This is a genomic window from Streptomyces sp. NPDC058650, assembly GCF_042717315.1.
Taxonomy (GTDB): domain Bacteria; phylum Actinomycetota; class Actinomycetes; order Streptomycetales; family Streptomycetaceae; genus Streptomyces.
In genome coordinates this window covers 164,656-191,205 of record NZ_JBHXRL010000014.1, presented here as the reverse complement: position 1 = coordinate 191,205, position 26,550 = coordinate 164,656, and the positions used below count along the sequence as shown (strand labels likewise).

The 26,550-nt window shown below is 69.6% G+C and carries 28 protein-coding genes; 8 read left to right on the top strand and 20 right to left on the bottom strand.

Going from position 1 to position 26,550, the window contains the following annotated elements:
* Positions 1 to 41: 41 nt before the first annotated feature.
* The gene (locus ACFWWU_RS24635) at positions 42 to 3,956 is read left to right on the top strand and encodes a DNA-directed RNA polymerase subunit beta' (RefSeq protein WP_384147966.1); all 3,915 of its coding nucleotides are present in this window, start codon (positions 42 to 44) and stop codon (positions 3,954 to 3,956) included.
* A gap of 86 nt (positions 3,957 to 4,042) precedes the next feature.
* Here the strand turns inward: ACFWWU_RS24635 and ACFWWU_RS24630 are convergent, their stop codons facing one another.
* The 14 genes from ACFWWU_RS24630 to ACFWWU_RS24565 all read right to left on the bottom strand — a co-directional run bounded on the left by ACFWWU_RS24630 (position 4,043) and on the right by ACFWWU_RS24565 (position 16,795).
* Complete coding sequence (locus ACFWWU_RS24630; protein ID WP_384147965.1) at positions 4,043 to 4,306, bottom strand: hypothetical protein; 264 nt, start codon at positions 4,304 to 4,306, stop codon at positions 4,043 to 4,045.
* Positions 4,293 to 4,526: a hypothetical protein gene (locus ACFWWU_RS24625; RefSeq protein ID WP_384147964.1), complete on the bottom strand. Its 234-nt coding sequence runs from the start codon at positions 4,524 to 4,526 to the stop codon at positions 4,293 to 4,295. Before ACFWWU_RS24625 ends, ACFWWU_RS24630 begins: the two co-directional genes overlap by 14 nt.
* A gap of 26 nt (positions 4,527 to 4,552) precedes the next feature.
* A complete protein-coding gene (locus ACFWWU_RS24620) occupies positions 4,553 to 5,464 on the bottom strand; it encodes a peptidoglycan-binding protein (protein WP_384147963.1) in 912 nt (303 codons plus the stop codon).
* A 71-nt stretch (positions 5,465 to 5,535) separates the two neighbouring features.
* Positions 5,536 to 6,099 (bottom strand): ATP-binding protein, encoded by a 564-nt coding sequence (locus ACFWWU_RS24615; RefSeq protein ID WP_384147962.1) that lies wholly within the window; start codon positions 6,097 to 6,099, stop codon positions 5,536 to 5,538.
* Between the two features lie 31 nt (positions 6,100 to 6,130).
* Positions 6,131 to 6,841 (bottom strand): hypothetical protein, encoded by a 711-nt coding sequence (locus tag ACFWWU_RS24610; RefSeq protein ID WP_384147961.1) that lies wholly within the window; start codon positions 6,839 to 6,841, stop codon positions 6,131 to 6,133.
* Complete coding sequence (locus tag ACFWWU_RS24605; RefSeq protein ID WP_384147960.1) at positions 6,841 to 7,941, bottom strand: hypothetical protein; 1,101 nt, start codon at positions 7,939 to 7,941, stop codon at positions 6,841 to 6,843. Before ACFWWU_RS24605 ends, ACFWWU_RS24610 begins: the two co-directional genes overlap by 1 nt.
* A gap of 12 nt (positions 7,942 to 7,953) precedes the next feature.
* Positions 7,954 to 9,096 (bottom strand): hypothetical protein, encoded by a 1,143-nt coding sequence (locus tag ACFWWU_RS24600; protein ID WP_384147959.1) that lies wholly within the window; start codon positions 9,094 to 9,096, stop codon positions 7,954 to 7,956.
* Positions 9,097 to 9,129: 33 nt separating this feature from the next.
* Positions 9,130 to 10,425, bottom strand: a complete 1,296-nt coding sequence (locus tag ACFWWU_RS24595; RefSeq protein ID WP_384147958.1) for a hypothetical protein — start codon at positions 10,423 to 10,425, stop codon at positions 9,130 to 9,132.
* A 49-nt stretch (positions 10,426 to 10,474) separates the two neighbouring features.
* On the bottom strand, positions 10,475 to 11,671 hold the full coding sequence (locus ACFWWU_RS24590; RefSeq protein WP_384147957.1) for a hypothetical protein: 1,197 nt from the start codon (positions 11,669 to 11,671) through the stop codon (positions 10,475 to 10,477).
* 172 nt (positions 11,672 to 11,843) lie between these two features.
* The gene (locus ACFWWU_RS24585) at positions 11,844 to 12,767 is read right to left on the bottom strand and encodes a phage distal tail protein (RefSeq protein ID WP_384147956.1); all 924 of its coding nucleotides are present in this window, start codon (positions 12,765 to 12,767) and stop codon (positions 11,844 to 11,846) included.
* A 129-nt stretch (positions 12,768 to 12,896) separates the two neighbouring features.
* Positions 12,897 to 14,150, bottom strand: coding sequence for a tape-measure protein (locus tag ACFWWU_RS24580; protein ID WP_384147955.1), 1,254 nt, complete (start codon positions 14,148 to 14,150; stop codon positions 12,897 to 12,899).
* A complete protein-coding gene (locus ACFWWU_RS24575; protein ID WP_384147954.1) occupies positions 14,147 to 15,346 on the bottom strand; it encodes a phage tail protein in 1,200 nt (399 codons plus the stop codon). The genes ACFWWU_RS24580 and ACFWWU_RS24575 overlap by 4 nt, the downstream gene beginning before the upstream one ends.
* A gap of 29 nt (positions 15,347 to 15,375) precedes the next feature.
* Positions 15,376 to 16,488: a hypothetical protein gene (locus ACFWWU_RS24570; RefSeq protein WP_384147953.1), complete on the bottom strand. Its 1,113-nt coding sequence runs from the start codon at positions 16,486 to 16,488 to the stop codon at positions 15,376 to 15,378.
* Positions 16,489 to 16,582: 94 nt separating this feature from the next.
* Positions 16,583 to 16,795, bottom strand: coding sequence for a hypothetical protein (locus ACFWWU_RS24565; protein WP_384147952.1), 213 nt, complete (start codon positions 16,793 to 16,795; stop codon positions 16,583 to 16,585).
* Positions 16,796 to 17,097: 302 nt separating this feature from the next.
* On the opposite strand from ACFWWU_RS24565, the gene ACFWWU_RS24560 reads away from it, so the two are divergent.
* Together ACFWWU_RS24560 and ACFWWU_RS24555 are read left to right on the top strand one after the other, a co-directional pair.
* Positions 17,098 to 17,886 (top strand): hypothetical protein, encoded by a 789-nt coding sequence (locus ACFWWU_RS24560; RefSeq protein ID WP_384147951.1) that lies wholly within the window; start codon positions 17,098 to 17,100, stop codon positions 17,884 to 17,886.
* A 51-nt stretch (positions 17,887 to 17,937) separates the two neighbouring features.
* On the top strand, positions 17,938 to 18,384 hold the full coding sequence (locus ACFWWU_RS24555; RefSeq protein WP_384147950.1) for a hypothetical protein: 447 nt from the start codon (positions 17,938 to 17,940) through the stop codon (positions 18,382 to 18,384).
* On the opposite strand, the gene ACFWWU_RS24550 is transcribed toward ACFWWU_RS24555, so the two are convergent.
* The 3 genes from ACFWWU_RS24550 to ACFWWU_RS24540 all read right to left on the bottom strand — a co-directional run bounded on the left by ACFWWU_RS24550 (position 18,345) and on the right by ACFWWU_RS24540 (position 19,878).
* Positions 18,345 to 18,635 (bottom strand): hypothetical protein, encoded by a 291-nt coding sequence (locus tag ACFWWU_RS24550; RefSeq protein WP_384147949.1) that lies wholly within the window; start codon positions 18,633 to 18,635, stop codon positions 18,345 to 18,347. The two genes, ACFWWU_RS24555 and ACFWWU_RS24550, sit on opposite strands and share 40 nt — an antisense overlap.
* A 90-nt stretch (positions 18,636 to 18,725) precedes the next feature.
* On the bottom strand, positions 18,726 to 19,337 hold the full coding sequence (locus tag ACFWWU_RS24545) for a phage tail protein (RefSeq protein ID WP_384147948.1): 612 nt from the start codon (positions 19,335 to 19,337) through the stop codon (positions 18,726 to 18,728).
* A 130-nt stretch (positions 19,338 to 19,467) separates the two neighbouring features.
* Complete coding sequence (locus ACFWWU_RS24540) at positions 19,468 to 19,878, bottom strand: hypothetical protein (protein ID WP_384147947.1); 411 nt, start codon at positions 19,876 to 19,878, stop codon at positions 19,468 to 19,470.
* A gap of 259 nt (positions 19,879 to 20,137) precedes the next feature.
* Here ACFWWU_RS24540 and ACFWWU_RS24535 point away from each other — a divergent pair, with 259 nt between their 5' ends.
* A complete protein-coding gene (locus ACFWWU_RS24535) occupies positions 20,138 to 20,965 on the top strand; it encodes a hypothetical protein (RefSeq protein WP_384147946.1) in 828 nt (275 codons plus the stop codon).
* Positions 20,966 to 21,016: 51 nt separating this feature from the next.
* On the opposite strand, the gene ACFWWU_RS24530 is transcribed toward ACFWWU_RS24535, so the two are convergent.
* The 3 genes from ACFWWU_RS24530 to ACFWWU_RS24520 all read right to left on the bottom strand — a co-directional run bounded on the left by ACFWWU_RS24530 (position 21,017) and on the right by ACFWWU_RS24520 (position 22,309).
* Positions 21,017 to 21,247: a hypothetical protein gene (locus ACFWWU_RS24530; protein ID WP_384147945.1), complete on the bottom strand. Its 231-nt coding sequence runs from the start codon at positions 21,245 to 21,247 to the stop codon at positions 21,017 to 21,019.
* The gene (locus ACFWWU_RS24525) at positions 21,241 to 21,945 is read right to left on the bottom strand and encodes a hypothetical protein (protein ID WP_384147976.1); all 705 of its coding nucleotides are present in this window, start codon (positions 21,943 to 21,945) and stop codon (positions 21,241 to 21,243) included. The genes ACFWWU_RS24530 and ACFWWU_RS24525 overlap by 7 nt, the downstream gene beginning before the upstream one ends.
* An 88-nt stretch (positions 21,946 to 22,033) precedes the next feature.
* The gene (locus ACFWWU_RS24520; RefSeq protein WP_329621711.1) at positions 22,034 to 22,309 is read right to left on the bottom strand and encodes a WhiB family transcriptional regulator; all 276 of its coding nucleotides are present in this window, start codon (positions 22,307 to 22,309) and stop codon (positions 22,034 to 22,036) included.
* Positions 22,310 to 22,561: 252 nt separating this feature from the next.
* On the opposite strand from ACFWWU_RS24520, the gene ACFWWU_RS24515 reads away from it, so the two are divergent.
* From ACFWWU_RS24515 to fusA, 4 genes are all read left to right on the top strand, one after another.
* Positions 22,562 to 23,011, top strand: a complete 450-nt coding sequence (locus ACFWWU_RS24515) for a helix-turn-helix domain-containing protein (RefSeq protein WP_376412949.1) — start codon at positions 22,562 to 22,564, stop codon at positions 23,009 to 23,011.
* A gap of 423 nt (positions 23,012 to 23,434) precedes the next feature.
* Positions 23,435 to 23,806: a 30S ribosomal protein S12 gene (rpsL, locus tag ACFWWU_RS24510; protein ID WP_003948652.1), complete on the top strand. Its 372-nt coding sequence runs from the start codon at positions 23,435 to 23,437 to the stop codon at positions 23,804 to 23,806.
* 2 nt (positions 23,807 to 23,808) lie between these two features.
* Positions 23,809 to 24,279: a 30S ribosomal protein S7 gene (rpsG, locus tag ACFWWU_RS24505; RefSeq protein WP_024755400.1), complete on the top strand. Its 471-nt coding sequence runs from the start codon at positions 23,809 to 23,811 to the stop codon at positions 24,277 to 24,279.
* A 39-nt stretch (positions 24,280 to 24,318) separates the two neighbouring features.
* Positions 24,319 to 26,448, top strand: a complete 2,130-nt coding sequence (gene fusA, locus ACFWWU_RS24500; protein ID WP_384147944.1) for an elongation factor G — start codon at positions 24,319 to 24,321, stop codon at positions 26,446 to 26,448.
* Positions 26,449 to 26,550 lie beyond the last annotated feature (102 nt).

Genomic DNA, 26,550 nt, shown 5'->3' with positions numbered 1-26,550 from the left:
CAGACCCCAAGACTTACAACCCTGAGAGGGATTGACGCATAGTGCTCGACGTCAACTTCTTCGACGAGCTCCGGATCGGTCTGGCTACCGCTGACGACATCCGTCAGTGGAGCCACGGCGAGGTCAAGAAGCCGGAGACCATCAACTACCGCACGCTCAAGCCCGAGAAGGACGGACTCTTCTGCGAGAAGATCTTCGGTCCGACCCGGGACTGGGAGTGCTACTGCGGCAAGTACAAGCGTGTCCGCTTCAAGGGCATCATCTGTGAGCGGTGTGGCGTCGAGGTCACCCGCGCCAAGGTGCGTCGTGAGCGGATGGGCCACATCGAGCTCGCCGCTCCCGTCACCCACATCTGGTACTTCAAGGGCGTCCCGTCGCGCCTCGGATACCTGCTCGACCTCGCCCCGAAGGACCTCGAGAAGGTCATCTACTTCGCGGCGTACATGATCACGTTCGTCGACGACGAGCGTCGTACGCGTGACCTGCCCTCCCTTGAGGCGCACGTCTCCGTCGAGCGTCAGCAGATCGAGAACCGTCGCGACTCCGACCTGGAGGCCCGCGCCAAGAAGCTCGAGAACGACCTCGCCGAGCTTGAGGCCGAGGGTGCGAAGGCCGACGTGCGCCGCAAGGTGCGCGAGGGTGCCGAGCGCGAGATGAAGCAGCTGCGCGACCGTGCGCAGCGCGAGATCGACCGTCTGGACGAGGTCTGGTCGCGCTTCAAGAACCTCAAGGTCCAGGACCTGGAGGGCGACGAGCTCCTCTACCGCGAGCTGCGTGACCGCTTCGGCACGTACTTCGACGGTTCGATGGGTGCCGCGGCGCTGCAGAAGCGCCTCGAGTCGTTCGACCTCGAGGAGGAGGCCGAGCGCCTCCGCGAGATCATCCGTACCGGCAAGGGCCAGAAGAAGACCCGTGCGCTCAAGCGCCTCAAGGTCGTCTCCGCGTTCCTGCAGACCGCGAACAGCCCCAAGGGCATGGTTCTCGACTGCGTGCCGGTGATCCCGCCGGACCTGCGTCCGATGGTGCAGCTGGACGGTGGCCGCTTCGCGACCTCCGACCTGAACGACCTGTACCGCCGTGTGATCAACCGCAACAACCGTCTGAAGCGACTCCTTGACCTCGGCGCGCCCGAGATCATCGTGAACAACGAGAAGCGCATGCTTCAGGAGGCCGTGGACGCCCTCTTCGACAACGGTCGTCGTGGTCGTCCGGTGACCGGTCCCGGTAACCGTCCCCTGAAGTCCCTCAGCGACATGCTGAAGGGCAAGCAGGGTCGTTTCCGTCAGAACCTGCTCGGCAAGCGTGTGGACTACTCCGCGCGTTCCGTCATCGTCGTCGGTCCGCAGCTGAAGCTGCACCAGTGCGGTCTGCCGAAGGCCATGGCGCTGGAGCTCTTCAAGCCGTTCGTGATGAAGCGCCTGGTGGACCTGAACCACGCGCAGAACATCAAGAGCGCCAAGCGGATGGTCGAGCGCGGCCGCACGGTCGTGTACGACGTCCTCGAAGAGGTCATCGCCGAGCACCCGGTTCTGCTGAACCGTGCGCCCACGCTGCACCGCCTCGGCATCCAGGCCTTCGAGCCCCAGCTGGTCGAGGGCAAGGCCATCCAGATCCACCCGCTCGTCTGCACCGCGTTCAACGCGGACTTCGACGGTGACCAGATGGCCGTGCACCTGCCGCTCTCCGCGGAGGCGCAGGCCGAGGCCCGCATCCTGATGCTGTCCTCGAACAACATCCTGAAGCCGGCCGACGGCCGTCCGGTCACGATGCCGACCCAGGACATGGTCCTCGGTCTGTTCTTCCTGACCACCGACGGTGAGCTCCGTGACACCAAGGGCGAGGGCCGCGCGTTCGGCTCCACGGCCGAGGCGATCATGGCGTTCGACGCCGGCGAGCTGGCGCTGCAGTCCGAGATCGACATCCGCTTCCCCGTCGGCACCGTCGCTCCCCGCGGCTGGGTTCCCCCGGTCACGGCGGACGGTGAGGACAGCATCGCCGCCGGTGAGTGGCAGCAGGGTGACTCGTTCCGTCTGCGGACGACCCTGGGTCGCGCGCTCTTCAACGAGCTGCTGCCCGAGGACTACCCGTTCGTCGACTACTCCGTCGGCAAGAAGCAGCTCTCCGAGATCGTCAACGACCTCGCCGAGCGCTACCCCAAGGTCATCGTGGCGGCGACGCTCGACAACCTGAAGGCGGCGGGCTTCTACTGGGCGACCCGTTCCGGTGTCACCGTGGCCATCTCCGACGTCGTCGTTCCCGAGGCGAAGAAGGAGATCGTCAAGGGCTACGAGGCGCAGGACGAGAAGGTCCAGAAGCAGTACGAGCGCGGCCTGATCACCAAGGAAGAGCGCACGCAGGAGCTCATCGCGATCTGGACCAAGGCGACCAACGAGGTTGCCGAGGCGATGAACGCGAACTTCCCCAAGACGAACCCCATCTTCATGATGGTTGACTCGGGTGCCCGAGGAAACATGATGCAGATGCGTCAGATCGCCGGTATGCGTGGTCTGGTGTCGAACGCCAAGAACGAGACGATCCCGCGTCCCATCAAGGCGTCGTTCCGTGAGGGCCTCACCGTCCTCGAGTACTTCATCTCGACGCACGGTGCCCGTAAGGGTCTCGCCGACACCGCCCTGCGTACCGCCGACTCGGGTTACCTGACCCGTCGTCTGGTGGACGTCTCGCAGGACGTCATCATCCGCGAGGAGGACTGTGGCACCGAGCGCGGTCTGAAGCTGCGGATCGCGGCCAAGGACGAGACCGGTGTCCTGCGGAAGACGGACGACGTCGAGACCTCCGTGTACGCGCGGATGCTCGCCGAGGACGTCGTCGTCGACGGCAAGGTCATCGCGCCGGCCAACGTCGACCTGGGTGACGTGCTCATCGACGCCCTCGTCAACGCGGGCGTGGAGGAGGTCAAGACCCGTTCGGTCCTGACCTGTGAGTCCGCCGTCGGTACGTGTGCGTTCTGCTACGGCCGTTCGCTCGCCACCGGCAAGCTGGTCGACATCGGTGAGGCGGTCGGCATCATCGCCGCCCAGTCCATCGGTGAGCCCGGTACCCAGCTGACGATGCGTACCTTCCACACCGGTGGTGTGGCCGGTGACGACATCACCCAGGGTCTGCCCCGTGTCGTCGAGCTCTTCGAGGCTCGTCAGCCCAAGGGTGTCGCCCCGATCTCGGAGGCGGCCGGCCGCATCCGTATCGAGGAGACCGAGAAGACCAAGAAGATCGTCGTCACCCCGGACGACGGCACCGACGAGACGGCGTTCCCGATCTCGAAGCGTGCCCGTCTGCTCGTGGGCGAGGGCGACCACGTCGAGGTGGGCCAGAAGCTCACCGTGGGTGCGACCAACCCGCACGACGTGCTGCGCATCCTCGGTCAGCGTGCGGTCCAGGTCCACCTGGTCGCCGAGGTCCAGAAGGTCTACAACTCGCAGGGCGTGTCGATCCACGACAAGCACATCGAGATCATCATCCGGCAGATGCTGCGCCGCGTGACGATCATCGAGTCCGGCGACGCGGAGCTGCTGCCGGGCGAGCTCGTCGAGCGCTCGAAGTTCGAGACCGAGAACCGTCGTGTGGTCACCGAGGGCGGTCACCCCGCCTCCGGCCGTCCGCAGCTGATGGGTATCACCAAGGCCTCGCTCGCCACCGAGTCGTGGCTGTCGGCGGCGTCCTTCCAGGAGACCACCCGGGTTCTGACCGACGCGGCGATCAACGCCAAGTCGGACTCCCTGGTCGGCCTCAAGGAGAACGTCATCATCGGTAAGCTCATCCCGGCCGGTACGGGCCTCGCCCGCTACCGCAACATCCGGGTGGAGCCGACCGAAGAGGCCAAGGCCGCGATGTACTCGGCCGTCGGCTACGACGACATCGACTACTCGCCGTTCGGCTCGGGCTCCGGCCAGGCCGTTCCGCTGGAGGACTACGACTACGGTCCGTACAACCAGTAAGTAGTGCGAACCGAAGGGCGGTCACCCCGATTGCGGGGTGGCCGCCCTTCGGCATTCGTTTCACAAGAGGGGTCGGCGGGGCTTCGTCACCTGGCGGCCAGTTCCCAGACCGCGACGAGCACGCCGGCGCTCGCGGTGAGCGCGGCGATGCTGGCCAGCGGCCAGCGGGCGCGCTCCAGGGCGTCGAGTCGGGCCTCGTGGTCGGCCAGCTGTCTGTCGGTCTGGTCGCTGCGCTGGACGAGCAGCGCGAGCGAGCCGTCGACGCGGGCGAAACCGGCCTCCAGGGTGCCGCGGAGGCGTTCCAGTTCGAGGGCGACGGCGACGGGGTCGTTCGGATCAGACTCGGTCATCGGCACCTCCTGGGGAGCTGCGCAGCCAGGACGGCAGCAGGGTCTGCACCGCGTCGAGGGCCATCACCCGGGCCAGTCCGCCGGCGACGGCCAGCGCCCCGGCGACCCAGGGGAGGGTCGCGGGGACGCCGGACGCGTCGACGATCGCGGGGAGCACGACGGCGATGCCGACGGCGGACTGGAGGACGGTGCGGGCCGTGCGCTTGGCGGCATCGGACATCGGGGGTTCTCCTCTCCGGTACGGGGCTACTTCGTGTACGGGACCTTCAGCGCGTTCCAGGAGGCGGCGCCGGGGACGCCGTCTGCGTCGGAGCCGCGGAAGCCGAGCTTGTGCTGCCACTTGGCGTAGCTGCGGCGGTCGGCCTCGCTCCAGCGGGGGCCGGGGCCGACGCCGTACGCGGAACAGCCCTCCGCGACGAGGCGGCGGCCCATCGCGGTGATGATCGGCGAGCTCGTCTCCTTGCGGAAGAACGAGGTGCCCGGGAAGGGCTGGAGGCGGGGCGGGGCGGGCTTGCCGGAGGTGGGGGTGTTCTTGGCGGGGGCCTTGTTGAGGCGGGCCTGGACGCGGTCGCGCATCGTCGGCATGCCGAAGCCCTTGGGGTCGCTCTTCCAGTCGGACCACTCCAGGTGGCCGATGACGGACCTGGCGCCCCAGTCGTGGGCCCGGCACAGGGCGGCGGAGACCCGCTCGATCGCGTCGAGCTGGGCGGCGGGCCAGGGGTCGGTGCCGTTGCCGAGGTTGACGCACTCGAAGCCGTAGAAGCGGGAGTTCCCGTCGACGGCGTTCGGGGTGCCCTGGTGGGCGCGGGGGGCCGGGGGCCGGTCCCCGTACGTCTCGCTGATCACGGCCTGGAGGACGGACGGGTCGCCGCCGCCGGCGTGGTTGGCGCGGCCGTTGGCGACGAGGTGGACGGTGCCGTCCTTGGCGATGACGCCGTGGCAGAGCGGGCCGGGCAGGCCCTCGTAGCCGTTGAAGCAGAGCTCGACGGAGGAGGCGGTGCCGGTGGAGACGGTGTGGTGGATCATCACGCCGGTGACGGGGCCCCAGGCACCGGTGTGATTGCGGTTGTGGGTGCGCCAGCCGGGGTGTTCGACGACGGTGACGCCTTCGGCGCGGAGTGCGGCGAGGAGCCGGTCCGCGGAGAGGGGAGTGGCCATCTGGTGTCCTCCGGACATGAAGAAGGCCCGCGCTCGGGCGGGCGTACGTACGGGTGGGGCGGGGGCGGCGGCTACGCGGCCGGGGTGGGCTCCGGGCCCTTGGCGGACTCGGGCGCGGGGTCCGGGACCGGCTCCTTGGAGGGCTCGGTGGGCGGCTGCTCCGGGATCGGCTCCGGTGTCGGGGTCGGCTCCGGCGTCGGTGTCGGGGTCGGCTCCGGCGTCGGTGTCGGGGTCGGCTCCGGGTCCGGGGTGGGCGTCGGGTCCGGGTCCGGGGCCGGCGGTGCCCAGGTGGCGCAGAGCGCGGCGTAGGCCGTCCGGCGCGTCTCGAAGTCGGCGAGTGCGGCGGCGACGGCGTCGCGTACGGCCTCCTGGTTCGGGGCGACCGGCAGGCCGCCCTGCGCGTTGAGGATGACGAGGCCGCTGCCGCGCAGCGCGGAGCCGGCCGCGCCGGCCTCGCCGAGCTGGGCGGTCACGTAGACCTGCGGGTACTCGCCGGTCATCGGATCCACCTCCAGCGGGCCGCCCATCGTGGTGTCGTGGATGCGGACGTCGACGGTGTGGCCGCCGTCGGTGACGGTGGCGCGGCCGGCGTAGTCGATGGCCACGCCCCAGGGCTGTGCCGGGTCGATGATCATGCGGGGTTCCTCTCCATGGGGGCGGGACGGCTCAGCTCTGGGTGCCGTACATCAGCACCGGCTTGGCGTAGACGGTGCCGGAGGCACTGGTGACGCGGGCCTGGATCTCGATCTTGGCGGTGGTGCCGAAGCGCGTCGTGATGTCGCTGACGATGGCGTCGGTGACGTCGAACTGGCTGCCCGCGGCGACGATCCCGCCGAACTGGGTGGCGCCGTCGATGATCACCTTCACCTCGCCGGCCGCGCCCGCGCTGGCACGGGTCTCCATCAGCAGGCGCATCCGCGGCTGCCAGACCGGGTTGTAGGAGCGGGCGATGGTCGCCCAGTTGTTCAGGGAACTCGTCGCCGGCCAGTTCGCGGAGGCGAGGTCCTGCGGCGGCAGCATCGCGAGCCAGGGCCGGGCGAGGCCGCCCTTGACGATGTCGTCGGAGAAGACCTCGTGGCCGTACGAGTCGTACAGCCGCAGCACCTGGCGGGTGGTGTCGCTGCCGCTGCCGTTGTAGAGCGCGATGGCCAGCTCGCCGGTCTGGCGGCGTACCGCCACCCCGTACTCGCTCTTCTCCGGGTCCTCGTCCCACTTGCCGACCTGGAGCACGGAGGTGCCGTTCGGCAGCTTGACGTTGAACGCGCCCTCGCTGACCTCGTTCATGGCGGGCCGCGTGTTGACCGCGGTGGACAGCGCCTGGATCCGGCGCTCCATCTGGGTGAGCCGGTCGATGATGTCCTCGGGCAGCTGGGGCATCAGGCCTCCTCAAGGTAGAGCTCGGCGGTGTCGGGGCGGCCGCGCTCCGGCGGCCTGACCTTGACGCCGATGATCCGGTAGCGGGCGTCGAGGCCGGGGGTGTGCCACTCGTCGGTGATCCGGATCCGGGCGGAGCGGCCGAGCAGCGCCGGTGGCACGACCCCGCCGAGGCGGATGGTGATCTCGGGGATCACGACGGCGCCGGCCGCCGAGGCGAGTTCGGCGTCGGCCATCTTCTCCAGGGTGGCCTGGGAGGTGATCTCGTTGTGGTCCGACGACAGGTCTATCCGGGGCCAGCCGCCCTTGATCAGGGCGGATTCCTTCTCTCCCGAGAACAGCGGCCGGGACTCGGCGGCGGCGTTGCTGTTGATCGACGCGCCGCGCGCCAGGGCGGTGGTGCCGCCGCGGGTCGCGTCGCGCGGGAAGGAGTACGACAGGATCGTGCCGGGCCGGTCGAAGACCAGGTCGGTGGCGCCGGTACGGATCTTGGGGGCGCCGAGCCGGAGCTGCCGGACCCGCCGCCCGTCGACCGGGTCCCGGTAGACCATGATCTGGTGCTCGAAGCCTTCGTCGAGGGAGGCGAGCTGTTCGAGCGCCTCCGAGTAGAGGGTCTCGTCGCCCTTGCGCCAGCTCGCGGTCCGCTTGGTCGGGGAGACCTCCTCCCCGTACTCGACGCGGATGGTGCCGCCGTTGGCCTTCTGGAGTTCCTCCCAGAGCCTCCGGGCGATCTCCAGCTGGTCGGTGGGCGTCGTGACGTCGATCTTCGTGCGGATGCGGCGGCGCGCGGCGTACGAGTCGAAGGTCGCGGCCTGGATGGACAGCGTCAGCACCCCGCGCTCGCTGCTCTGCAGGGTGCTGGTCCAGATGATGCCGCCCCACCACAGGTCGCCGCCGCGCTCCAGGTAGACCGCGGTGCGGCCCTCCTGGACCTGGTGGACGCGCGCGGCGATCGCCCGGTCGGGGATGGGGATGGTGCCGGAGAGGGAGCCGGCCTTGCCGATGTAGTCGTCGAACTGGACGTCCCGCAGGGGCAGGATGTCGATGGTCTGGTCGGTCAGCAGGTCACAGAAGATCGCCCGGTAGGGGGTGTCGAGTGCCATCGTGTTCCTCCCTTACTGGACGTAGGTGGCGGAGACGTACAGGACCCCGCCGGTGTAGATGGAGCCGTTGGCGCTCCAGTCGCGCAGAGTGACCGGCGAGTAGCCATAGATGGTGGCGGTGCCGGAACCCACGACGTTGGTGGCCACGGCCTCGAACGTCGCGCCCGGGCCCCAGCCCGCCGGCAGGGTGACGAGGGGGTAGTCGCTGATGCCGCCGCTGGCGCTGGCGGTGATTTCCGGGCCGCTGCGGGTGAGGTTGATGCGCACGGTGACGACGCCGTCACGGGTGCGGCGGCCCCAGAACGAGGACAGGTTCCAGCCGGTCTGCGCGACGGCGCCGGTGGTGATGGTCTCGTGGTCGTACGGCGGGTGGTAGTTCGCCCAGGTGGTGCCGTTCCAGCGCTGGAGCACACCGTTCGCCTCGCGGAACTGCCCCACGTAACTTCCCGTGGGGAGTGTGCCGTTGGCGGCGATGCCGCCGATCTCCCTGGGGTACGCGACCCAGCCGGTGCCGTCCCAGCGCTGGAGGAAGTGCGCGTTGTCGTTGTCCTGGTACTGGCCCGGGTAGGCGCCGGGCACGGCCGCGTTGTTGTAGACGGGCAGGATGCCGCCGACGCCCGCCGTCGTGACGCGCAGGTCGGTGACGATGCCGGTCCCCGACCAGAGGATGCCGTTGGTGCCGGCGGAGGTGCCGGCCACCACCTTGACGCCGAACAGGGGGAGGGAGACCGGGGGCGCCGCCGGGACCGCGGGGACGGCCGACGGGGTGCCCTTGACGATCTCGATGGCGGCCTCGCTCCGCCGCGAGCCGTCCCACTGGTCGTCGTACACGCGGAGGACGACGAGGTCGATGCGGTCGTTCAGCGGGTCGCCGTCGGCGAAGGTGACGGAGGTGTCCTGGTCGAGCGTGACGGGGTAGGCGCCCTGGACAGCCGGTCCCTGGACGACGGCCCGGCCCGCGTAGACGGTGGCGGTCATCGGGCCGCTGCCGCTCATCCACAGACCACCGACGCGGTACTTGCCGTCGTTGGTGCCGGGCAGGACGCCGGAGCGGGCGGTGAGCGGAGTGGCCGGGGTGGTGGCACCGACGGCGGTGTGGCGGGTGCCCTGGCGGGTCTGTCCTGTGGGGGCGAGCCAACCGGTGTGCAAGGTCATGGGTTCTCCCGGAGAGGTCGTGGCGGGCGGCGGTTACGGAAGCGGGTCGACCTTGATGAACGTGTTGTCGTAACCACCCTTGAGCGCCGTGGAGTTGGTGACCATCTTGAAGAAGGCCGTGAGGGAGTACGTCGCGCCCGCGGTCAGGTTCGACAGCCGGCGCGTGGTGGCCACCGAGATCAGGTGCGGGCTGGCGGCGACCGTCGCGTACTCGTCGTCCAGGTCGCCCACGACCGTCGCTCCCTGGGTGAGCTTGAGAGCCATGAACGCGTAGTGGTCGGCACTGTGCGACTTCATGCGGGCGCCGAAGCTGACCACGACGGACCTCGACGGCGGGGCGACGAAGTTGAGCGTGAGCGGGTTCGTGGCGCGTCCCGCGAGTGTCGAGGTCCATGTGAGCGACGTGGTGTCGCCGTAGTCGCTGTTGTCGACGAAGTACGGCCCGGGCACCGCGGGCCCCCACGCCGTGCCGTTCCAGCGCTGGAGCTGGCCGCCCGTGGTGTCCCGGTACTGGCCCGGGTAGCTGCCGGTGGTGACGGTGCCGGCCGGGGCGATGCCACCGATCGGCACCCAGGCGTTCCCGTTCCAGCGCTGGAGGGTGCCGCCGGCGTCCCGGTACTGGCCCGCGTAACTGGCGGTGGTGACGGTGCCGGCCGGGGCGATGCCGCCGAGCGCGGACGGGTACGGCACCCAGGCGCTGCCGTCCCAGCGCTGGAGGGCGCCGCCGGAGTCCTGGTACTGGCCCGGGTAGGCGCCCGGGAAGACCGGGCCCTCGACGGGGAGGATGCCGCCGAGGGCGACGACCGGGGTGCGCAGGTCCTGGAGGGCGGTGGCCCACGGGATGCCGCCGTTGCCCGCGCTGACGGTGGCCGGGACGGTCACCCGGTACAGCGCGAGGCTGCGCGGCGGGACGGCCGGAGCCTGCGGGGACTGGGCCGGGACGCCCTTGATGATCTCGACCTTCGCCTCGTTGCGGTTCGAGGAGTCGTAGAGGTTGTCGTAGATCCGGAGGACGATCAGGTCGATGCGGCCGTACTGGGCGTCGCCCGGATCGAAGGTGACGTCCGCGGAGCTCGGCATGGTCACCGGGTAGACGCCCTGGGAGATCTCGCCCTGGATCACGGCACGGCCCTCGGAGACCGTCGCCGTCATGGCGGAGGCGCCGAACGTCCAGAAGCCGGACAGCCGGTGCTCGCCGGTGTACGAGCCCGGCAGGACGCCGGATCGGACCTGGACGGGGTTGGTCAGCGTCGTCACGCCGGTCTGGGTGAGGCGGGTGTCCTCACGGGTCTGGCCGGTCTCGGCGACCCAGCTGCTGCGCAGGTTCATGGGGATTCTCCGTTCGAGGAGTCGAGGGACGGTTCGGCGGTCGGGGGTATCAGGACTTGATCCATTCGGCGGAGAGGTTGCAGGCGTAGCCCGAGCCGCCGAGGGTCTTGATCGCCGCGGTGTGACTGTGGAAGCCGGCGAGCTGGAGGGTCTCGCCGGCGACGATCCTGATCAGGCCGCTGCCGCCCACGGATATGGCGCCGTTGCCGGCGGGGGTGAGCCAGGTCAGCCGGGACTGTCCGGCGCCGGCGACCATGACGCGGGCGCCGCGCATGCCGGTCTGGGATTCATTGGCCCAGGTGGCGTGTGCGGAGACCCGCCACCAGCCGGTGCGCGGCACGACGTAGGTGGTGTTCGTGGTCCAGGCGGCGGCGTCGTCGATCTCGACGGTGGGCAGGCTGAGCACGGTCCAGGTGTTGGGGGCGATGCTCTGCGCCTGGGCGGTCAGCCACTGCGTGGCGCTGAACAGCACGGTCGAGGCGCCTTCGACGTACTGCCAGGAGGAACCGCTCCAGCGCTGCAGTCCGCCGCCGTTGTCCCGGTACTGGCCGGTGTAGCCGCCGGTGGTCGTGGTGCTGGGGGCGATGCCGCCGATGGGCTTGGGGTACGAGACCCAGGTCGTCCCGTCCCAGCGCTGGAGGAGCCCCGCGGCGTCGCGGTACTGGCCGACGTACGCGCCCTTGAAGCCGCTGGTGGGCAGGATGCCGCCGAGGGCCACGACCGGCCAGTGCATGGTGGTGACCGCCGAGGTGGTCCACTGGATGCCGCCGGCGCCGGCGGAGATGCCCTTCGGAACGAGGACCGTGTAGAGCGGGATCGTGCTGCCCGGTCCGCTCGCCGGCACGGTGGGGGAGGCGGCGGGGGCGCCCTTGACCAGGCGTACCACCGCCTCCGTGGCACCGGTGCGGTCGTAGGCGTCGTCGACGACGGCCAGTTCGATCAGGTCGATCCGGTCGTACATCGGGTCGCCGTCGGCGATGGTGAGGAGCTCCGGGGAGGTGACGGCGACGGGGTAGGCGCCCTGGGCGGTGTCCTTGCCCTGGACGATCGCCCGTCCGGTGCCGATGGTGCACTGCATGGGCGAGCTGCCGGTGAGGACGAAACCACCCGGCACGATGCCCGGCCGCGAGCGCAGCGGGGTCTCTTCGGCGCTCTGGCCACTGGGGGTGAGCAGGGCGGCGAGGGCGAGCCGGGTGTCCTCGCGGGTCTGGCCGGTGGTCTGGAGCCAAGCGGCGCGTACGGTCATGGGTCACCTCTCCGTGACGGTCGGGGTGGCGGGATCAGGGGTGTGGCGATCGGGGACGTGCGGCGCGGCGGGCGCAGGCCAGGGGAGGGGCAGGCGCCGGGGGTCAGGGGCCGGACGTCAGGGGCCGGTTGTCAGAGGCCGGGCGTCAGGGGCCGGGATCAGAGGCGGCGGGTCACCATTCGGCGCTGCGCCAGCGGACCGTCATCGTGGCGTCCGGCGTGGCCGAGTCGGGCCGGAAGGACAGTTCGGTGCGGCCCGGTTCGAGCGCGAACAGCTCCTCCGGGTTGGAGTCGGCCATCGCGGTGTGCCGGCGCGACGCGGAGTTGTTGAGCATGACCGTGCCCGCGCCGGTGTCGACGACGAGTTCGTCGCCGGCGGCCAGGTCGATCGCGTACCGCAGCCGGCGGCGCGTGGTCCGCTCCGTGACGGTGGGGACGGAGCACGGGCCGCGGAAGACGATCACCGGATGGCAGGCGGCGGAGCCGGTGTTCTCGGCGACGGCGTCACCGGTGCTCTTCGCCTCGCCCCAGGCGAGCGGCCAGGTGAGCGGCCATACGAGACCTCGCTCGGGCTGCGGGGCCGTCGTGCTGACCATCTGCTCGGTGATGCCGTACCGGCGCGGGTCGGACGCCAGCCACTGGACGGACATGCGCGAGCTGCCCTGGGTGGCGAAGCCCTGGTCGGCGGGGACGACGCGCTGGGCGATCCGGGCGCGCACGGCGAGCAGCTCGCCGTGCAGCCGGACGGTGAGCCAGCGCTCCTCGTCGAGGAGGGCGAGTGCCTGGCGCAGTGCGCGGATGGCCTCGGCGGCGTGGTTGTACTCGGGAATCAGCACGATCGTGCCGCCGACCTTGCGCGGCTTGGCGAACCGGGAGCCCGGCCAGGCGCCGTGGGAGGTCGGCCGGTCGGCGTCGGAGGAGTCGTACTCGGGCAGGTCTTCCCAGCCCGACAGACCGGACTTGTCGATGTTGAACGGCGTGCCGGGCCCGATGAGAAGCCCGGCCCACTGGATCTGCCCGTCCTGGGTGATCAGTGAGCCGGGCGCGAGGTCGGCGGTGTAGGTGTTTCCGGCGTATGCGGTGGTGGTCTCGGCCATGGGGGCCGTCACCTCACTTCTGATGGGAGGTCGGCGGGGTGGTCGGCGGCGGACGGTCGTTCGGCGGCGGCGGCCGCGGAGGGTCGTCGGCGGCGTCGGCGGCGGACGGTCGTCGGCGCGGGCGGCCGATCAGCCGCGGGCGGTCGCGAGGAAGAGCAGGTCCTCGGCGGCCGACCGGGGCCCGGCGCCCGGCGCCTCGTGGAACTCCCGGATGCGGTGCGGCCGCCGGGGCGGCTCGGCGAGGGCCGGGACGCGGCGGTTCTCCAGCTGGGAGAGCGAGTCGATGCGGTACTCGTCCGCGTCGCCGCCGGGGAAGACGATGCCGCCGTCGGCGAGCATCGGGATCTTGTCGAGGTCGACGCCGAACTTCTTGCCGGTGAGGGGGATCTCGAAGCTGAGCTTGTTGAGACCGTCGATGATCCAGTTGACGAAGGCGATCAGGCCGTTGATCGGTCCCTTGACGACCCCGATCACGCTGCTCAGGGCACCCTTGATCAGGTCGCCGATCCCGCGCAGGGCCCCGGAGACCGCGTCCTTCGCGGTCCGGAAGAAGCCGGGGACGGAGTCGGTGATCCAGGAGACCACCGGCCGTACGGCGTTCTTGATGCCGTCCATCGCGCCCGAGGCGATCCCGCGCAGCGCGTTCCACGCCGAGGAGACGGCGGAGCCGAGCTGCGACACCCCGCCGATGACGACGCCGATGCCCGTGATCACTCCGGTGATCACGGCCAGGTACCCCTCGAAGTAGGTCCCGACCGCCGTCCCGATCATCTCCACGAACGGGGCGAGGAACGCCCAGATCTCCTCGATGACCGCGAGGGCGCGCTCGAAGACCTGCTGCATGATCTGCTGGCCGGTCTCGGAGTTCAGCGCGAACTCGATGATGGCCGCCGCGATGGGCACGATGATGCCGACGACGAAGCCGAGCGGGTTGGCCCGCATGGCGACGTTGATGGCGGTCATGGCGACCGAGGCGACGGTCATGACGGTGCCGAAGGTGCCCATCAGTTTGGTGATGACGTCGGTGACGGGGAGCATCGGGATCAGGAGGGCGAGGATGGCGCCGACACCGGTGCCGATCTTGGCGGCGGCGGTCCGGGCCTTGCCGGCGGCGGTGCCGAACCGCTTGACGCCGGCGGGCGCGGTGGAGCGGCGGATCTTGGTCATGGCGGTGGCGGCGCCGGAGGCGTCGCGGCCGAGGTTCCGCAGGGTGGTTCCGGCGTTGCGGACCGCGGTGTTGAGGTCGCCGGCGCCCCTGGCCGCATGTCGAACGCCCTGCCTGAGCTGTCTCAGTGAGCCGCCCGCCCCGTCGATCCCCCGCCGCAGGTTGCCCATCGGTGCGGCGACCCCGCGGAAGTTCGGCATGGCTGCGACGGCACTCATCCGCGTGCCTTCGCCAGGTACATCAGGGCATCCGCCGTGGACTGGGGGTCGTTGTTGCGGGCGGCGTGGTAGTGCTCGATGTGCAGTCCGGCGCCCTCCCGGCCGAGCTGGGAGCCGGCGGCCGTGCGGGCGCGCTGGGCGGTGAGGGCGAGCAGTCGGTCCAGCTTGGAGAGCGGGAGGACGGCCTCGGCCTCGCCGGCCTCGGCGAGGATCGCCGGGACACCGCCGTGGCGGGGCATGACGACACCACCGGTGGCGAGCATGGGGATGGTCGGCAGGTTGACGCCGAAGGTCTTGCCGCCGACGACCGGGACCCAGCCGGGGACGCTGACCTTGACGCGGTTGAGGCTGCCGATCATCGAATTGATCAGGCCGATGACGGAATTGATCGGGCCCTTCACACCGCTCTTGATGCCGTCGAACGCCCGGGACGCGATGTCCTTGAGGCCGTTCCAGATGGCCGACATCTTCTCCTTGACGGCGCTGAACGCCTTCGGGATCGCGGTCTTGATCCAGTCGACGACCGGCGTGATGACGGCCTTGATGCCCTTCCAGACCCCGCTGATGACGCTCTTGATCGCGTTCATCACCGTGGTGATGACGGACTTCCAGATGTTCACGTAGGTCTTGATGACCGTCGCGACGGCCTTGACGACGGTGGAGATGGCGCTCTTGATGCCGTTCCAGACCGTCTTGATCAGGTCGCCGGCCTTCTTCATGATCGGCCCGATGGCCTTCATGACGGCGCTGATGACGGTCTTGATGGCGTCGAACGCCTTCTTCATGACCGTCTGCATCGTCTTCGAGCGCATCGCCATCTCGACGATCTTCTCGATGAGCGGCATGAAGAGTTCGAGGAGCCGGGCGAGGATGTTGCCCTTCATGGACTTGTTGAGCTTGTCCTGGCCCTTGGCGGCCTTGCCGGCGCCCGACTCGTACTTGCCGAGCTTGCCGCCGGCCGACTGCGCGGTGTCGCCGGCCTTCTTCATGGCGCGCTCGGCCTGGTCCGAGGCGGTCTTGAGCTTCTTCAGCTCACCGCCGGAGCCCTGGGCGTTGGTACGGAGGGTCTTGAGCTGCCCCGACGCCGACTTGCCGGAGTCGCCGACCTTCTTGACGGAAGTGGCGGCGCCGGATGCCTGGGTCTTGAAGCTGCCGAGGGACGTGGACGCGTTCTTGAGGTTTTTGATGAGAGACATGGGTTACCTCCTTTCGGGGTGACGTGGGATCAGGGCGTGGACGGGGCGGCGCCGCCGCCGCCCATCTCGCCGTTGAGCTCACGGACAGCTGCCGCGAACGCGTTCATCCGCCCGGAGAGGGTTCCGGTGTGCTGGGCGAGGTCCCTGGCCGCGTTGGCCGCGCTCTGGAAGGTCGCCATCTTGGGGACCTTGTCCACGTCAAGGCCCTGCATGGAGGTCTTGAGCTTGCCGATGGCATTGGCGAACGCGGTGGTCTTCTTGGGATCCGAGGTCTTCACGGCGTCGCTGATCTTGCCCATGCCGGTGGCGATCAGGGGCATCGATTCGTGGTTCACCCCGGTGATGGCGTCGGCGACCGCCTTGACGCCATTCCCCGCCTTGGTGGCCTTGCCCTCGCTGGGCAGCTTGCGGAACTCCCTGTTGAACGCGGGGGCGTGTGCGTTGAACTTCTCCAGTTGCGGGATCAGCCCTTCGAGCTGCCGCCGCAGGCCGTCGAAGTTCGCGGTCTCCGGGAGGGAGGCCAAGCCGCCGCCGGCCTGTTGCTCGCGCTTCTTGACATCCTCGGTGCGCTGGAACTTGGGGGCCCTGTTGTCGGCGTCCATCGCGAAGATCTTGTCTCGGAAGGACGGGATCCAGCGGAACAGCCCGTTGAAGATCGCCTTCTGGGCAAGCCGCTGAATGATCTTGAAGTTGGTCAGGAACATCAGGGCGATCATGGCGCCGACCAGGGGGATGAACAGGCCCGTGAAGGCCGAGAAGAGCCAGCTCTTCCAGTCCTCGTTCTTCTCCTGGTTCTTCTCGAACGCGGCGGCGAAGCCGTCCAGGCCCATGGCCTCGAAGTACTCCGTCCACGGCTCCTTCTGGAGCTCTTCGAACATGTCGGCGAACCGCTTGACGAAGTCGAACGGCAGCATGTTGTCGGTGACCACCCTCGGCTGTTCCTTGATGAGGGCGGCCTTGAACTCGGAGATCGAGAACGTCTCCTCCTTCTCCTTCTTCGTCCCGTCGGGGTCCTTCACCTCCTTCCGCTGGTCCATGGGGTCCTTGGCGTATGTCACCTTGATGGGGACTTCGCCGCTGATCAGGCGCTGGTGCAGGTTGTTGATCTGTTGCTGGAGTTCGGCGTTCGTTACTTCTGCCATGAGTTACTCCGCTTCCGGCCCGTGAAGGCCAAGCGCCGAAAAGCCCCCGCCGGTGCCGGCAGGGGCTTGTTCGTGGAGGGGCAGCGGGCGGCGGCTAGGCGTCCCCGTCCCGGCGGGGTCCGCGGCGTACCGTCGCGAGGGCGTCGTTCCAGCCCGCCGCGTACGCCTGCGTCTCGTAGCGGGAGACCTCGGCGTACAGCGTGCCGAGCAACGCTCTCTTGTCGAGGGCGACGGGTCCGTCGAGGAGCTGGCGGAGGCGGTCCTGGAGAGGGATCTGCGGTCGCGATGCCTCGGCCTGCTGGGTCATGGACGCCTGCCTTCCGGTTGCTTGCCCGTGCGTATGTGGCGGCGCCGCGGAGTGAGGAGCGGGGGCACCACGTATTCGAACTTCTGTGCGAACAGAGTGTGGAACATCTGTTCGAGGTTTGTCGAGTGGGAAACTGCTGACGGCGTGTCTCCTCCAGCGCTCCCCGTACGGGTTGGCCCTTGATCGGTTCATGCGTTCGACCGGGTAACCTGGAGGATGCATTCCTGGGGCCGACCACTTCGGGGCGCGAGGGGCGCGAGGGGCGCGCGGGGACCCCAGGGGGCGGAAGGCAGTACTGACGCATGGAAACGGAGCCGGGCGCCAACCGGGGGGAGCGGGTAGTCGACTGGCTCGACGCCCATCCCGATCTGCCCCACCTGTTCGCCTACCTTTCGGAGCTCGTCCACCTCGCCGGGTACGCGCCCGACGAACTCGTCGTGATCCCGCGGGCCGAGATCGACCGCCGGGAGACCGCCGCGTTCACCGCCGGCTGGGCCGAGGCGGTGTCGGACGAACTTCCCCGTATCCGCAGGGAGTACGAGAAGCGCGTCGCCGACGCCTACGCGCAGGGCCAGGGTGACGCGCGTGGAATCCGCCGCCCCCAGCGCCGTACGGACGTCGGCCAGGAGGGCGCCCGGGTCATCGCGCTGCCCTTCGCCCGGCTCCTCGAACCCCCCGCGGCCGTCGTCGAGGCCGAGGCGCGGGTCCGCAAGGAGCGCGAGCTGTTCGACCAGCGCCCCGAGCCCGAACCGGAGCACCGGACAGGGCCCGACCGGGACACGGAACCCGAGGTCCTGCTGACCGCCCAGGAGAGCCGTACCCGCCGGAACGCCCAGCCGGTACGGAAGGTCGTCCGCGGCAAGGGCGGGCGTCCGATCGTCCCGCCGCTCGCCGGGGTGCCGGTCCAGCCCGTCTCGTCCGCCGACCGCCGCGACCCGGAACCCGGCCAGGAAACCGGGCCGGAGGCCGAACCCGCCGTACCGGACGCGCGCGCGAGCAAGGGGCGCCGGCTGTCCGACCGGGCCAGGGCCCTGGCCGAGGACATGGCCGCCGAGCGAGCACAGGAAGCGCCCCCGGAGCCCACTCCCTGACGGGAGGGGGCTCCGGGGGCCGCGGGATCACCCGAAAAACCGGGCGAGGGCGTGGGGAGACGTTCCTTCGTCCTCCCCGGCGGGCGTGTTCCGCCCGTCCTGGTCCTCGCCCTCCGCGCCCTCGTCCCCGTCCTCGTCCGTGCTTCCCGGACGGGGGACGGGCTTGGGCGCCTCGGGCGGATCGCCGTCCTCGCCCGTGTTGACGCAGGCGAACATCCAGTTGGCGACGGCGAGATGGTCGACCGCGGCCGCCAGCAGATGGTCGGTGATCGACCACTCGGCGGCCTCGCCGTGGAGCTCGCGCTGGACGGCGCTCTCCCGCGGCAGGTGCTTGATCAGCGCCAGGACCCGGCGGCTGGAGAGCTCGCCGCGGTGCCAGTCGAGCAGATCGGTGGCGTAGTAGCGGAGGAAGTCCGCTTCAAGGGCCTCGGCGTGTTCTTCGACGAACTCGACGAGGCTCAGTCTTCCCCCAGGCCGAGCCCGGTCTCCTTGCCGTAGGCCTCCAAGATGGCGGCGATGTCCTGCATGGTGATGTCGTGCTGTTCGAAGCGGTTGAACTGCTCCTCACCCATCAGGAGTGCGAGCAGGCCGTCCACGTCGTTGTCGTCGAGCTTCCGCAGCCCCTTGGCGGTGGCGCGGCTGAGCTCGGTGGGAAGGGTGTAGCTCTCGCCGTCCAGCTCGAAGGACCAGGCGCGGCCGTGGGCCTCCTGTCGCTGGGCGCGAGCGGCGTTGACGTCGAAACGGGCCATGGTGATGCGTACTCCTTGTTCGAGTGAGTGAAGAGGAGAGGGGGCGGGGCGGGACGGAGCTCTCCGTCCCGCCCCGGGTGGGGAAGGGGATCAGACCGCCGTGCCGTACTGGGTGTCCTTCATGAGGAAGGTCGCCAGCGGCTTGCCGTCGCCCTGCGACATGGCCGTGAAGGTCACACCCAGCTGGGACGCGGCCTTGCGGGCCAGCTTGATGTCGTCGGACGCGGTGACCTGGCCGCGCGAGATGATGAAGCGGTACGTGACCGCGGTGGTGCCACCGGCCTTGACGTCGGTGAACTCCAGGCCGAGGGCGCGCACGTCGGAGAACGGACGCTCGGCGATCTCGTACTTGTAGGTGTCCGTGGCCGCGGCCGGCTCGGCCTTGACCTCGCCACCGCCCATGAAGAAGGGCAGCGTCAGCTCGTTGAACTGGAGCATCGAGAACTTCAGCGAGAGGTCACGGGCCGAGTAGATGTAGTGCACCGGGGAGACCGACTGCCACGAGTCGATGGCCTCCAGCTTGTCCTTCTTGGAGAAGGTGACGCCGTCGCCGGTGGTGAAACCGAGGTCCTTCCAGCCCGCACCGGTCCAGTCGGCGCCGGTGTCGGTGCCGAAGGCGGCCGGGGCGGCGGTGCCGGCGTCGGCCACGTAGAGCTTGCCGGTACCTGCGACGCGGATCTCGGCAGAGTTGTTTCCAGCCATGGTGGTGTTTCTCCTTGGGTTGAGAGGGGTGACGACCGCCCCCGGACATCCGGTCCGGGTACGGCAAAGGCCCCGCCGGACGGCGAGGCCTGGTCTGTGGGGTGAGCGTCCGTCAGGGAGCCGGAACGGCTCAGAAGACGCTCAGGGAGAGGCGGATCACGCAGAGGTAGCGGTTGGCGCCCCGGTAGAGGTAGTCGGGCAGCCAGCGCGGCCCGTCCTGCTCCTCCACGTCGTGGACGACGTTGTTGGCGCCGAGCTGCTTGCCGATGGTGGCGAGCAGGCACCGCCGGGCCGCGTTGGCGAGGACGTGGGCGGCGGTCTTGCTCGGCCCGTACACCTCGAACTCGATCAGCGGCATGTCGACGTGCTGGTCGCCGATCCAGGCGCCGCCGCGGCGGTTCACCAGGACGGCGCTCTGGGTGCCGTCGAAGCCGGCCGGCGCGTTGACCGCGATGGTCGCGCCGGCCAGGGCGGGGTCGGCCTTGAGGACGTCGACGACCAGCTTCTCGACGTCCGGGAAAGCACTCGGGGGAGTGGTCATGACGGTTCTCCTCGGGAGAGGGGAGGGATGGCGGGACGGGGTGCCGTCCGGGGCGCTCCGGCGGGAGGGGGCGGGGCGCGGCAGCGCGCCCGGACGGCGGACGGCGGAGCCGCGTCCCGTCCTGCGGGCGCAGCTCCGCCGCTGCACCAACTGTGACAGCGATCGTGCGCGCACGCAACTAGAACGGAGAGGGGATCTCCCGGAGTCCGAAGACGACCCGCTCGATAGGTTGGCCGCCACCGAACCGAGGGAGCCGCCCGTGACCGCCGACCGCCCCCGCCTGCTCTACGTGACCGACCTGGCCTACCCGGCCAACGGGCGGCGCTACGGCGACGAGGACATCCACCTCACCGCCCGGCTGCGCGCCGACTTCGACCTCGCCCTCTGCCACCCGCTCGACGCCGCCGCCCTCATGGCGGGCTTCGACGCCGTCGTCGTCCGCAACAGCGGCCCGGTCCTCGCGTATCAGAAGGAGTACGAGGCCTTCCGCGAGCGGGCCCTGGCCCTCGGTACCCGCGTCTACAACCCCCTCCACGGGCGCGGCGACATGGCAGGCAAGCAGTACCTGCTCGACCTCACCGCCGCCGGGTACCCCGTCATCCCCACCGCCGACCGCCCCGAGGACCTCCACCGGCTGCCCGACGCCGCCGAGTACGCGGTCAAGCCCAAGGCCGGCGCCGACTCCATAGGCCTGCGCTTCGTGGCGTACGAGGAGCTCGCCGCCCTCCCGTACGGCGAGCTCCTCGTCCAGCCGCGCATCCCCTTCCGGTACGAGGTCTCCTTCTACTTCGTCGACGACCTCTTCCAATACGCCCTGTACGCCCCCGACCCCGAGCGCCGCTGGGTCCTGGAGCCGTACGAACCGACCGCCGAGGACCTCGCCTTCGCCCGCCGTTTCGTCGACTGGAACACCCTCGACCACGGCATCCAGCGCGTCGACGCCTGCCGTACCCCGGAGGGCGGGCTGCTCCTCGTCGAGCTGGAGGACCTCAATCCGTACCTCTCCCTCGACCGCGTCCCCGAGCCGGTCCGCGAGCGCTTCGCCGAGACGTTGGTCGGCTCCCTGCGCGGCTTCCTGACGGCATGACGAAGCGCCCCGACTCCGGATCCGGAATCGGGGCGCTTCGGTGACGAGCGGTCAGGCGGTACGGGTACGGCGACGGGCCAGCCGTTCCGCCGCGAAGACGTCCTCCAGGCGGAAGAGCTGGGCGCGGCCCGCCTTGCCCGCGGCCCGCAGGTGTCCCAGCTGGACCCACTTGCGGATCGTCGCGGGGGCGACCCCGGCCTCCTCGGCGGCGAGCGGCCCGGGGATCAGCGCGGGCAGGGCGGGAAGCGCGGGCAGCGCCCGCATCGCGGGCGAGCTCAGCATGAGGTCTCCTTCGTGTCGTCCATCGCCGCTTCGATCTCCTCGGTACGGGTCCCCGCGGCCTCCGTCAGTTCCGCCCACCCGCTCTCCGGCCACAGGTGCCGGTACGCGGGGTCGTCCTGGCAGCCGCACGCCTCGTCCGTGCACACGCACGCCGGGTTCACGCACAGCACCGCCCGCCGGTCCGGGAACGCCCGCAGTGACACCGAGTCGCACCACGGGCAGCGCCCCGAGACCCGGACGATCGTCTCCGCGTCGCCCAGCGTCCGCGCGCAGCGGCGGGCCATCCGCCGGATCTCGTCCCGGACGTGCCGGGCGAGGACCGGATGGGCGGCGACGGCGTCGAGCAGCCCGACGATCCGCCGTAGCCGCTCGATCACCCCGGCCCGGCGCGGCCGCGGCAGGGCGAGCCGGGCACAGACCGCGTCCTCCAGCTCCACCACGCCGTCGGTGATGTCACGGATGGCGTCGGAGATGTGGAGCCGGATCGGGGCGGCGCCGTGACCGGGGACGGAGAGGCCGTGCCGCTGTTCGAGGAGCAGCGCCTCGCGCCGCTCCTCGCGGATCAGCTCGTCGCGACCGGGGTGCGGGGCGGTGGGGGCGGTCCCGGCGGGGGAGCGGCGGCCGGGGGCCAGTTCTTCGGAGAGCTCGGGGAACTGCCGTACGAGGGAGGCGGTCCAGAGGGTGATGTCCCGCAGCACGAGCTCGACGGTGCGGTCCGTGTGGTCCGTGCGGTCGGTACGGGCGGTGTGCTCGGCGTGCTCGGCGTGCTCGGTGACGTCGGTGAGGTCAGCCACGGCGGCGGCTCCCCGCCATCGCGACCGCCTTCGCGACGCGCTGGGCGTCCGCCGGGCGGCCGTTGCGCCACAGACGGCCCGCGCAGACGCCGTCGAAGTAGCTCTCGGCCGGGGCCACGGCCGCCTCGCACTCACGGCGGACGGGGCAGTCGGCGCAGGCGCGCAGCGCCGGGGCCGCGTCCTTGGGCCGGCGGGCGAAGACGACGGACGGGGAGAGGCCGGCGCACGCGGCGGAGGCCTGCCAGGGGGATGGGTCGGTCGGGAACAAGAGGGTTCTCCACGGTCCGGGGCCACCGGGGCGTCCATGGGGCCGGTGGGGCTTCTGGGGCTCAGGGGGCCGGCGAGTGCGGCGGTGAGCAGCCTTACACGTTGCGTGCGAGCGCGCAACAACCTTGTGGTGACGTCCTGACCGGGTCTTCATCGATTCGACACGATTGCGTGCCCGAAAGCACGTAATTCTGTGCGCGCAAGCACGCTAAAGTGTGGGATCCGGAGGGTGGGGAGCAAGGGAGCGGTACACATGACCAGTCAAGGGCTCGACGAATTCGCGGGCTGGGTCGAAGGCCTGATGAGAGCACGCGGGTACGACATCGACAGTCCCCGCGGCGGAGGGAAGTCCCGGATCGCGGACGAGGCCGGGGTGCACCGCGCCGCCGTGACGCGCCTGCTCCAGCGGCAGAGCATGCCCGACCTGGAGACGATGCGCCGGATCGCCCCGCTCCTCGGGGTCTCCGTGCGGGACATGCTGATCCGGTCCGGCCGGGTCACCCCCGAGGAGCTGCCGCTCGCGGCGGACCTGCTGCCGCCCAACGACTGGCAGCCGACCATGGAGGACTTCGCCCGCTGGCTCGGCGTGCCCGACGAGCGCCTGGGCGTCTTCGTCAAGGTCGTGAACCAGTTCCTGGAGCCCGACGAGGAGGGTCTGGACGACGCCGCCGCCGTCGAGGCGCGGCGCACCGCCCGCGACTGACCGCCACCGGCGCGGCGGGTCCGGGTCGGGCCCGCCGCGACCGGCCGACCTCCGCCGACCGTTCCGCCGCGCCTCTCCGGGCGGCTCCCGCGGTGATCCATGGGGTGCCCCCAGGGTGATCCCTGGGGTGAACCCGGGGTGATCCACCGCGCCGCGCCCCGCCCCGCCACACCCGCAGCTTCGTGCGCGTGGGCATTTGTTTTGACCGGAGTCCGTGCGATAGGTACGCTCAAGCCTTGTGCCTGGGGTGTGCCTGGGCTCCCGTGCGTGTCTTCCGCCGCACGGCGAGTCCGCGAAACGGCCACCGTGATCCGCGCCTTTTCCGCCTTCGGCGGAGGTCCGCGAATTCGACACACCCGACCGCGTGGGTCGGCGAGTGTTTCAGGTTAGTTTCACCGACGGCACACAGAAACCGGAGAAGTAGTGCCTACGATCCAGCAGCTGGTCCGTAAGGGCCGGCAGGACAAGGTCGAGAAGAACAAGACGCCCGCACTCGAGGGTTCCCCTCAGCGTCGTGGCGTCTGCACGCGCGTGTTCACGACCACCCCGAAGAAGCCGAACTCGGCCCTCCGTAAGGTCGCGCGTGTGCGTCTGACCTCGGGCATCGAGGTCACGGCCTACATCCCGGGTGAGGGTCACAACCTGCAGGAGCACTCCATCGTGCTCGTGCGTGGTGGCCGTGTGAAGGACCTGCCGGGTGTTCGTTACAAGATCATCCGCGGTTCCCTCGACACGCAGGGCGTCAAGAACCGTAAGCAGGCTCGCAGCCGCTACGGCGCCAAGAAGGAGAAGTAAGAATGCCTCGTAAGGGCCCCGCCCCGAAGCGCCCGGTCATCATCGACCCGGTCTACAGCTCTCCTCTTGTCACCTCGCTGATCAACAAGATCCTGCTTGACGGCAAGCGTTCCACCGCCGAGCGCATCGTGTACGGCGCCATGGAGGGTCTTCGCGAGAAGACCGGCCAGGACCCGGTCATCACGCTGAAGCGCGCGCTTGAGAACGTCAAGCCGTCCCTCGAGGTCAAGTCCCGCCGTGTCGGTGGCGCCACCTACCAGGTGCCGATCGAGGTCAAGCCGGGCCGCGCGTCCACGCTGGCCCTCCGCTGGCTCGTCGGTTACTCCCGCGCCCGTCGCGAGAAGACCATGACCGAGCGCCTTCTGAACGAGCTGCTCGACGCCTCCAACGGCCTCGGCGCTGCTGTCAAGAAGCGCGAGGACACGCACAAGATGGCCGAGTCCAACAAGGCCTTCGCGCACTACCGCTGGTAGTCGCAACCCACATCGAGACCGAGAGAAGACTGAGCCGATATGGCTACCACTTCGCTTGACCTTGCCAAGGTGCGCAACATCGGCATCATGGCGCACATCGACGCGGGCAAGACGACCACCACCGAGCGGATCCTGTTCTACACCGGCGTTTCTTACAAGATCGGTGAAGTCCACGACGGCGCTGCCACGATGGACTGGATGGAGCAGGAGCAGGAGCGCGGCATCACGATCACGTCCGCCGCGACGACCTGCCACTGGCCGCTCGAGAATGTCGATCACACGATCAACATCATCGACACGCCGGGTCACGTCGACTTCACCGTCGAGGTGGAGCGTTCGCTGCGCGTGCTCGACGGTGCTGTCACCGTGTTCGACGGTGTGGCCGGCGTCGAGCCCCAGTCCGAGACCGTTTGGCGACAGGCGGACCGCTACGGCGTCCCGCGTATCTGCTTCGTCAACAAGCTCGACCGTACGGGCGCCGACTTCCTGCGCTGCGTCGACATGATCGTGAACCGCCTTGGCGCGGTCCCGATCGTCATGCAGCTGCCCATCGGCGCCGAGATGGACTTCCAGGGTGTTGTGGACCTCGTCCGCATGAAGGCCCTGGTCTGGTCCGCGGACGCGTCCAAGGGCGAGATGTACGACGTCGTCGACATCCCGGAGAACCTCACCGAGCTCGCCGACGAGTACCGCGGCAAGCTGATCGAGGCCGTCTCCGAGAACGACGAGGAGCTCATGGAGCTCTTCCTCGAGGGCGTCGAGCCCACCGAGGAGCAGCTCTACGCCGCCGTCCGTCGCATCACCATTGCCTCCGGCAAGGGTGGCGGCGAGAAGACGGTCACCCCCGTCTTCTGTGGCACCGCGTTCAAGAACAAGGGCGTCCAGCCCCTGCTCGACGCGGTCGTGCGCTACCTTCCCTCCCCCCTGGACGTCGAGGCCATCGAGGGCCACGACGTCAAGGACGCGGAGCTGGTCGTCAAGCGCAAGCCGTCCGACGACGAGCCGCTGTCGGCCCTCGCGTTCAAGATCGCGAGCGACCCGCACCTCGGCAAGCTCACCTTCGTCCGGATCTACTCCGGTCGCCTGGAGGCCGGCACCGCGGTGCTGAACTCCGTCAAGGGCAAGAAGGAGCGCATCGGCAAGATCTACCGCATGCACGCGAACAAGCGTGAGGAGATCGACTCGGTGGGCGCCGGCGACATCGTCGCCGTCATGGGCCTGAAGCAGACCACCACCGGTGAGACGCTGTGCGACGACAAGAACCCGGTCATCCTGGAGTCCATGGACTTCCCGGCGCCGGTCATTCAGGTCGCGATCGAGCCCAAGTCCAAGGGTGACCAGGAGAAGCTGGGTGTTGCCATCCAGCGTCTCGCGGAGGAGGACCCCTCCTTCCAGGTGCACTCGGACGAGGAGACCGGCCAGACCATCATCGGTGGTATGGGCGAGCTCCACCTCGACATCCTCGTCGACCGTATGCGTCGCGAGTTCAAGGTCGAGGCGAACGTCGGCAAGCCGCAGGTCGCGTACCGCGAGACGATCCGCAAGGTCGTCGAGCGCGTGGACTACACCCACAAGAAGCAGACCGGTGGTACCGGTCAGTTCGCCAAGGTGCAGATCGCGATCGAGCCGATCACGGACGGCGACGCCACGTACGAGTTCGTGAACAAGGTCACCGGTGGCCGCATCCCGAAGGAGTACATCCCTTCGGTCGACGCGGGTGCGCAGGAGGCCATGCAGTTCGGCATCCTGGCCGGCTACGAGATGACTGGCGTCCGCGTCATCCTTCTCGACGGTGGCTACCACGAGGTCGACTCCTCCGAGCTCGCGTTCAAGATCGCCGGTTCGCAGGCCTTCAAGGAGGCCGCGCGGAAGGCTTCGCCGGTCATCCTCGAGCCCATGATGTCCGTCGAGGTCACCACGCCCGAGGACTACATGGGTGAGGTCATCGGCGACATCAACTCCCGCCGTGGTCAGATTCAGGCCATGGAGGAGCGCAGCGGCGCTCGCGTCGTGAAGGGCCTCGTGCCCCTCTCGGAGATGTTCGGCTACGTCGGAGACCTCCGCAGCAAGACCTCGGGTCGCGCAAGCTACTCGATGCAGTTCGACTCCTACGCCGAGGTTCCGCGGAACGTCGCCGAGGAGATCATCGCGAAGGCCAAGGGCGAGTAACTCTTCCGAGCTCACGCTTTAGGCTTGACACCAGTCGCCGGGGCTCGACCCCCGAAACCCGAGGAATCGGGCCCCGGTGGATGGCATCCCAGCAAAGATCAC